Source organism: Pseudokineococcus marinus (assembly GCF_013004605.1).
Classification (GTDB): Bacteria; Actinomycetota; Actinomycetes; order Actinomycetales; family Quadrisphaeraceae; genus Pseudokineococcus; species Pseudokineococcus marinus.
In genome coordinates this window covers 1-6,226 of sequence record NZ_JABEMA010000186.1, presented here as the reverse complement: position 1 = coordinate 6,226, position 6,226 = coordinate 1, and the positions used below count along the sequence as shown (strand labels likewise).

The 6,226-nt window shown below is 75.2% G+C and carries 7 protein-coding genes; 3 read left to right on the top strand and 4 right to left on the bottom strand.

What is annotated here, in order from left to right; all coding sequences use genetic code 11:
- Window positions 1–100: 100 nt before the first annotated feature.
- The gene (locus HLB09_RS11610; RefSeq protein ID WP_171203528.1) at window positions 101–1,243 is read right to left on the bottom strand and encodes a mannose-1-phosphate guanylyltransferase; all 1,143 of its coding nucleotides are present in this window, start codon (window positions 1,241–1,243) and stop codon (window positions 101–103) included.
- A 189-nt stretch (window positions 1,244–1,432) separates the two neighbouring features.
- Between HLB09_RS11610 and sdhC the strand changes: the two genes are divergently transcribed.
- From sdhC to HLB09_RS11595, 3 genes are read left to right on the top strand one after another with little or no spacing between them, the layout of a single operon-like run.
- Complete coding sequence (sdhC, locus tag HLB09_RS11605; RefSeq protein WP_298801442.1) at window positions 1,433–1,831, top strand: succinate dehydrogenase, cytochrome b556 subunit; 399 nt, start codon at window positions 1,433–1,435, stop codon at window positions 1,829–1,831.
- A gap of 2 nt (window positions 1,832–1,833) precedes the next feature.
- On the top strand, window positions 1,834–2,295 hold the full coding sequence (sdhD, locus tag HLB09_RS11600) for a succinate dehydrogenase, hydrophobic membrane anchor protein (RefSeq protein WP_322790150.1): 462 nt from the start codon (window positions 1,834–1,836) through the stop codon (window positions 2,293–2,295).
- Window positions 2,296–2,329: 34 nt separating this feature from the next.
- Window positions 2,330–3,187 (top strand): succinate dehydrogenase iron-sulfur subunit, encoded by an 858-nt coding sequence (locus tag HLB09_RS11595; RefSeq protein ID WP_171203526.1) that lies wholly within the window; start codon window positions 2,330–2,332, stop codon window positions 3,185–3,187.
- Window positions 3,188–3,373: 186 nt separating this feature from the next.
- On the opposite strand, the gene HLB09_RS11590 is transcribed toward HLB09_RS11595, so the two are convergent.
- From HLB09_RS11590 to trpS, 3 genes are all read right to left on the bottom strand, one after another.
- Window positions 3,374–4,483 (bottom strand): YhjD/YihY/BrkB family envelope integrity protein, encoded by a 1,110-nt coding sequence (locus tag HLB09_RS11590; RefSeq protein ID WP_171203525.1) that lies wholly within the window; start codon window positions 4,481–4,483, stop codon window positions 3,374–3,376.
- Window positions 4,480–5,136, bottom strand: a complete 657-nt coding sequence (locus tag HLB09_RS11585) for a 2'-5' RNA ligase family protein (RefSeq protein WP_322790149.1) — start codon at window positions 5,134–5,136, stop codon at window positions 4,480–4,482. Before HLB09_RS11585 ends, HLB09_RS11590 begins: the two co-directional genes overlap by 4 nt.
- Window positions 5,133–6,226, bottom strand: a 1,094-nt coding sequence (gene trpS, locus HLB09_RS11580) for a tryptophan--tRNA ligase (protein ID WP_409373004.1), incomplete at its 5' end; no start/stop codon positions are given. The genes HLB09_RS11585 and trpS, both read right to left, overlap by 4 nt.

Here is a 6,226-nt window from a genome sequence, read left to right as displayed (position 1 = left end):
CGGGCGGGCGGGCGGCGGAGGACGTCGGCGTCACGGCCGCCGATGCTAGGCGCCGCCGCCGACGGCGGGGCCGACCGGCGGCCGCGCGCCGGTCCGGGCGTCAGAGCAGGTCGCCGCGCCCCTTGGCCCGCAGCGCCTCGACGACGCCCTTGACCTCCTGCGCGCGGGCGCGCGTCGTCACGAGCACGGCGTCGTCGGTGTCGACGACGACGACGTCGTCCAGGCCGATGACGGCGACGGTCCGCTGCCCCCGCGGCACCACGACGCCGGTCGAGTCCTGGACGACGACCGACTCCATGTCGCCGAGGACCCGCAGCGACGAGCCGTCGAGGTCGGGCACGAGCGAGGCGAGGGCGTCCCAGTCGCCGACGTCGTCCCAGGAGAAGGAGCCCTTGACGACGGCGACGCCCCCGGCGGCCGCCACGGGCTCGGCGATGGCGTGGTCGATGGCGATCTTCGTGAGGGTGGGCCACACCCGCTCGACGACGTCCGCCGCCTTGTGCGCGGGCAGGTCCTCGTGCGCCTCCGCGAGCTCGAGCAGGCCCGCGTGCAGCTGCGGCAGCTGCGCCTGCAGGTGCCCGAGCAGGACGTCCGCCCGGGCCACGAACATGCCCGCGTTCCACCGGTGGTCGCCGCCGGCGACGTAGCGCTCGGCCGTCGCGGCGTCCGGCTTCTCGGTGAAGCCGGTGGCGCGGACCGCGTCCGGGGCGCCCTCGACGTCGAGCGGCTCCCCCGTGCGGACGTAGCCGAAGCCGGTGGCCGCCGAGGTCGGCTGGATGCCGATGGTGACGACGTGACCCTCCTGCGCGACGGCGACCGCCTGGCGCACGGCGCCGCCGAAGGCCCGTGCGTCGGGGATGAGGTGGTCGGCGGCGAAGGAGCCCACGACGGCCTCGGGGTCGCGTCGGGCCACCACGGCCGCCGCGAGGCCGATGGCCGCCATGGAGTCGCGCGGCGAGGGCTCGAGGAGGAGGTTGCCGCGCTCCAGCTGCGGCAGCTGCCCGCGCACGGCGCCCGCGTGCACCTCGCCGGTGACGAGCAGGAGCCGCTCGGGGGTGGCGAGGGGCACCAGCCGGTCCCACGTGGACTGCACGAGCGTGCGGCCCGACGACGTGAGGTCGTGGAGGAACTTCGGCGCCCCGGCGCGCGAGAGCGGCCACAGGCGCGTGCCCGACCCGCCGGCGGGCACGACGGCCCAGAAGTGGTCCAGGGAGGCGCCCTTGCTCGACGCGGGGCTCGGCATGGGCTCACGATGGCACGGCGCCGGTGAGCGGTGCGTCACAGCGGCCGGGTCCGCGCCCGCCCGGGTGCCGAGCCACCCGGGCGGCTCCGTACGATGTGTCCCGGCTGGGTGGCGAGGAGGACCTCGCGACACCGGCCCCCGGGGAGCCGCTCGGCCCCCCGCGCCGAGACGTCCTCCGAGGAGCCAGCCGTGGCGACCGAGACAAGCACCCGGTCGGTGGTGCCGCAGGGCACGCTGTACCGGGGCCGCGAGGGCATGTGGTCCTGGGTCGCCCACCGGATCACCGGCCTGCTCATCTTCGTCTTCCTGCTCGTGCACGTGCTCGACACCTCGCTCGTGCGCGTGGCCCCGGAGGCGTACAACGCGGTCATCGAGACCTACAAGAACCCCGTGGTCGGCCTCGGGGAGGCGGGCCTCGTGGGCGCCGTCCTCTTCCACGCCTTCAACGGCATCCGCGTGATGCTCGTCGACTTCTGGTCCCAGGGGCCGCGGTTCCACCGGCAGATGCTCTGGGCCGTCGGTGCCCTGTGGGTGCTGCTCATGGTGCCGTTCCTGGTCCGCCACCTCTCCAACGTCTTCGGAGGCTGACCGTGGCCGCTCCCTCGCTCGAGGCCCCGCGCTCGACGCCGTACCGGCGCTCGACGTCCCGGCGCTCGAACTACGAGATGTACAGCTGGCTCTTCATGCGGCTGTCGGGCGCCGTGCTCGTCGTGCTCGTCATCGGGCACCTCTTCGTCAACCTCATGGTCGGCGACGGCATCAGCGGCCTCGACTTCGGCTTCGTCGCCGGCAAGTGGGCGAGCCCCTTCTGGCAGGTCTGGGACCTCGCCATGCTGTGGCTCGCGATGATCCACGGCAGCAACGGCGTCCGGACGATCATCAACGACTACGCGCAGCGCGACATGACGCGCATCGTGCTGAAGACGCTCGTGCTCGTGGCGCTCGTCTTCACCGTCGTCCTCGGCACGCTCGTCATCTTCACCTTCGAGCCGTGCCCGGTCGGCCCCGACGGCGCCTTCCTCGAGGGCGTCCCGTCGTTCTGCACGAGCTGACCCACCGCACCCGCCAGAGGAGACCCGCCGCCCCATGAGCAGCACCGACAGCGAGGCCGTCGAGGCCGCCGCGGACCGCAACGACGAGCAGGTCGACGGCGACGGCCGCCCCCACGGGAGGGCGGGCGAGAGCGCGTCCGCCGACGGCGGCCAGCTCGGCGCGATCCCCCGCTTCGACGTCACGCTGCGCATCCGCCGGTACAGCGCCGAGGACGCGGAGGACGGGAAGCCCGCCGAGGCCCGGTGGCAGGAGTTCACCGTCACCGTCAACGGCACCGACCGCGTGCTCGACGCCCTCCACAAGATCAAGTGGGAGCAGGACGGCTCGCTGACCTTCCGCCGCTCCTGCGCGCACGGCGTCTGCGGCTCCGACGCCATGCGCATCAACGGCGTCAACCGGCTCGCGTGCAAGGTCCTCGTCAAGGACGTCAACCCCGACAAGCCCATCACGGTCGAGCCCATCAAGGGCCTGCCCGTCGAGAAGGACCTCGTCGTGGACATGGAGCCGTTCTTCCAGTCCTACCGCGAGGTCATGCCCTTCCTCATCACCTCCGGCCACGAGCCGACGCGCGAGCGGAAGCAGAGCCAGGAGGAGCGCGCCCGCTTCGACGACACCACGAAGTGCATCCTCTGCGCCGCCTGCACGTCCTCGTGCCCGGTGTTCTGGACGGACGGCCAGTACTTCGGCCCCGCCGCCATCGTCAACGCGCACCGCTTCATCTTCGACAGCCGTGACGAGGGCGCCGACGTGCGCCTCGAGGTCCTCAACGACCGCGAGGGGGTGTGGCGCTGCCGCACCACCTTCAACTGCTCCGAGGCCTGCCCGCGCGGCATCCAGGTCACCAAGGCGATCCACGAGGTCAAGCGGGCGCTGCTCACGCGCAGCGTCTGACCCGCTCGCCCGACGCACGACGGCCCGGCCCCCCGCGGGGGCCGGGCCGTCGTGCGTCGTGGGTCCCTCCCGTCCCGGGCCCGGAGGGGCGACCGGGCCGGGGCCGTGGGTGCCCGCCGCGGTCGTGCCCGCCGCGGTCGTGCCCGCCGCGGTCGTGCCCGCCGCGGTCGTGCCGGACGGGTCCTGTCAGTCGCGGTCGCGCAGGCCGTGCACGACGGCGCGCACCGCGCCCGTCGTCATGGTCACGAGGCCGGCGCCCACGACGCCGAGCAGGGCGCCCGCCGCGAGCGTCGTGCGGTCCGTCGTGCGCTGGTCGAAGGCCACGGCCGTGCGCGGGCGCGGGCCGGCGGGGACGTCGAGGTCCTCGCGCACGGCCGTGCCCACGGCGCCGGGGCGCGCGAGGACGTGGCTGCCGCTGTCGTCGGCGGCCGTCGCGCCCCAGGCGGCGGCGACGAGCGTGACCCGCGCCAGCAGGCCGAGCCAGACGAGGACCGCGCCGAGGGTGGCGCTGGCGGCGACGACCGGGTTGCCGCCACCGACGAAGCGCAGGAGCGCACCGCCGACGGTGGTCACGAGGGCGAGCGCCACGCCGCCGACCACCGCACCCCGCCGCAGGTCGCGCAGCGGCGCCGGCACCTGGGCGAGCACGCGGAAGAGCAGGAGGAAGACCCCCGTGTAGACGGCGGCGGCCACGGCGAAGCCCGCCACCGCCAGGCCGAGGGCCCCGAGCGCCGAGCCCTGGAGGTCGAGCAGGCGCAGCAGGGGGCCGCCGGCGGCGCCGAGGAGCGCGGCGGCGGACCCCGCGACGAGGACGGACAGCCCGAGCGTCAGCAGGACGAGGAGGTCGCGGAGCTTCTTGGCGACGACGGGCCGCCGGTCGGGCTCGAGCGTGAAGACCTCGCGGATGCCCTCGCGCAGGGCGTCGAGCCAGCCGAGGCCCGCGACGAGCGCGACCACGAGCGCGACGAGGCCGGTCGTGGACAGCACCGGGGCGTCGAGCAGGGTGCTCGGGTCGAGCAGCCCCTCGCTGTCCGACGTCGCCAGCAGGCTGGGCACGGTCTGGTTGATCTGGTCGTAGACCCGGGCCTGCAGGTCGGGCCGCGAACCGAAGACGAGTCCGAGCACCGACACGGCGACGACGAGCACCGACGCGAGCGAGAAGAGCCCGACGAAGGCGACGCCGCCGGCGAGGACGTTGCCGCGGTGGGAGCTGTAGTGCAGGTACGCGCGCACAGGGCGCAGGCCCGTCAGGCGGGCCACGAGCCCGGGGGCCTGCTCGTCGCCGGCCCCGCTCACGCCGCGCCGCCGGCGAGGGCGAAGCGGCGGTCGGGGCGCCAGACGCCGTCGACGCCGTGCCGGTACAGCCAGAACGCGTCCACGGGGAACACCACCTCGTAGTCGGACAGCTCGTCGAGGGCGCGGTCGAGCGACGCGGCGTCGACGTGGTGGGCGACGGTGACGTGCGGGTGGTAGGCGAACTCGACGTCCCGGGCCAGCGGCCCGCACCGGACGGCCGCCTCGAGGACCTCGCACGAGGAGACGCCCTCGGCCACCTGGACGAAGACGACCGGCGACACCGGGCGGAAGGTCCCCGCGCCGCGCAGGCGCATGGTGAAGGGCGCGGTGCACCTCGCCGCCCCCTCGAGGTGGGCGACGACGCCGTCGACGTCGACGACCGGCACGGGGGTCGGCGGCAGCAGCGTCACGTGGGCGGGGACGGCGTCGGCCATCGGGTCGCCGAAGCCTCGTCGACGCTCGCGCAGCTCCGCGGCGTGCGGCTCGGGCACGGCGACGGCGACGCCGACGGTCACGACACCGTCGGACGCGGGCACGAGGGGCAGCCCCATCGTCGCGTCGGGGAGGGCGCCGTCCCCGCCAGCCCCGTCGCCGCCCGCCCCGTGCCCGCCCGCGCTGTCCTCGCCCGCCCTGGGCCCGGACGCGGCGCTCACCCGGTCGTGGCCGGCGGCAGGAGGCCCAGCCGGTCGTGGGCGCGGGCGAGGACGTCGCCGGCGACGGCGCGGGCCCGCTCGGCGCCGCGCGCGAGCACGGCGTCGAGCTCGGCCGGGTCGTCGAGGAGCGCGAGGGTGCGCTCGCGCACGGGCGAGAGGGCCTCGACGACGACGTCCGCGACCTCCTTCTTGAGGTCGCCGTAGCCCCGGCCGGCGAAGCGCGCCTCGAGCTCGGGCACGTCGACGCCCGACAGGGCGCTGTGGACGGCGAGGAGGTTGGACACGCCCGGCTTGGCCGCCGGGTCGTAGACGACCTCCCGACCGGTGTCCGTGACCGCCGAGCGGATCTTCTTGGCGACGACCTTCGGCTCGTCGAGCAGGTCGATGAGACCGGCGGCGCTGGCGGCGCTCTTGCTCATCTTCGCCGTCGGGTCCTGCAGGTCGGCGATCCTCGCCGTCCGCGGCGGGATGTACGCCTGCGGGAGGGTGAACGTGGGGCCGTAGCGGGCGTTGAAGCGGCCGGCCAGGTCGCGGGCCAGCTCGAGGTGCTGGCGCTGGTCGTCGCCGACGGGGACCTGGTCGGTGTCGTAGAGGAGGATGTCGGCGGCCATGAGCACCGGGTAGGTGAACAGGCCGACGTTCGCCGTCTCGGCGCCCGCGCGCTGGGACTTGTCCTTGAACTGCGTCATCCGGCTCGCCTCGCCGAAGCCGGTGAGGCAGGACAGCACCCAGGCGAGCTGCGCGTGCTCGGGGACGTGGCTCTGCACGAAGAGCGAGGCCCGCTCGGGGTCGACGCCCGCGGCCAGGTACTGCGCCGCCGTGCGCCGGGTGCGCGTCCGCAGCGTCGCCGGGTCCACCTGGACCGTCAGCGCGTGCAGGTCGACGACGCAGTACAGCGCGTCGTGGGTCTCCTGCAGCGCCACCCACTGGCGCAGGGCCCCGAGGTAGTTGCCGAGGTGGAGCGAGTCCGACGTCGGCTGCATCCCCGAGAGGATGCGCGGGCGGTGCGGGGCCGCGCCGGCCTCGGCGGGCTCGCCGTCGGCCCGCGTGCTGGCGGCGGGCCGGTCGGGCGCGGTGGTCGCGGCGGTCG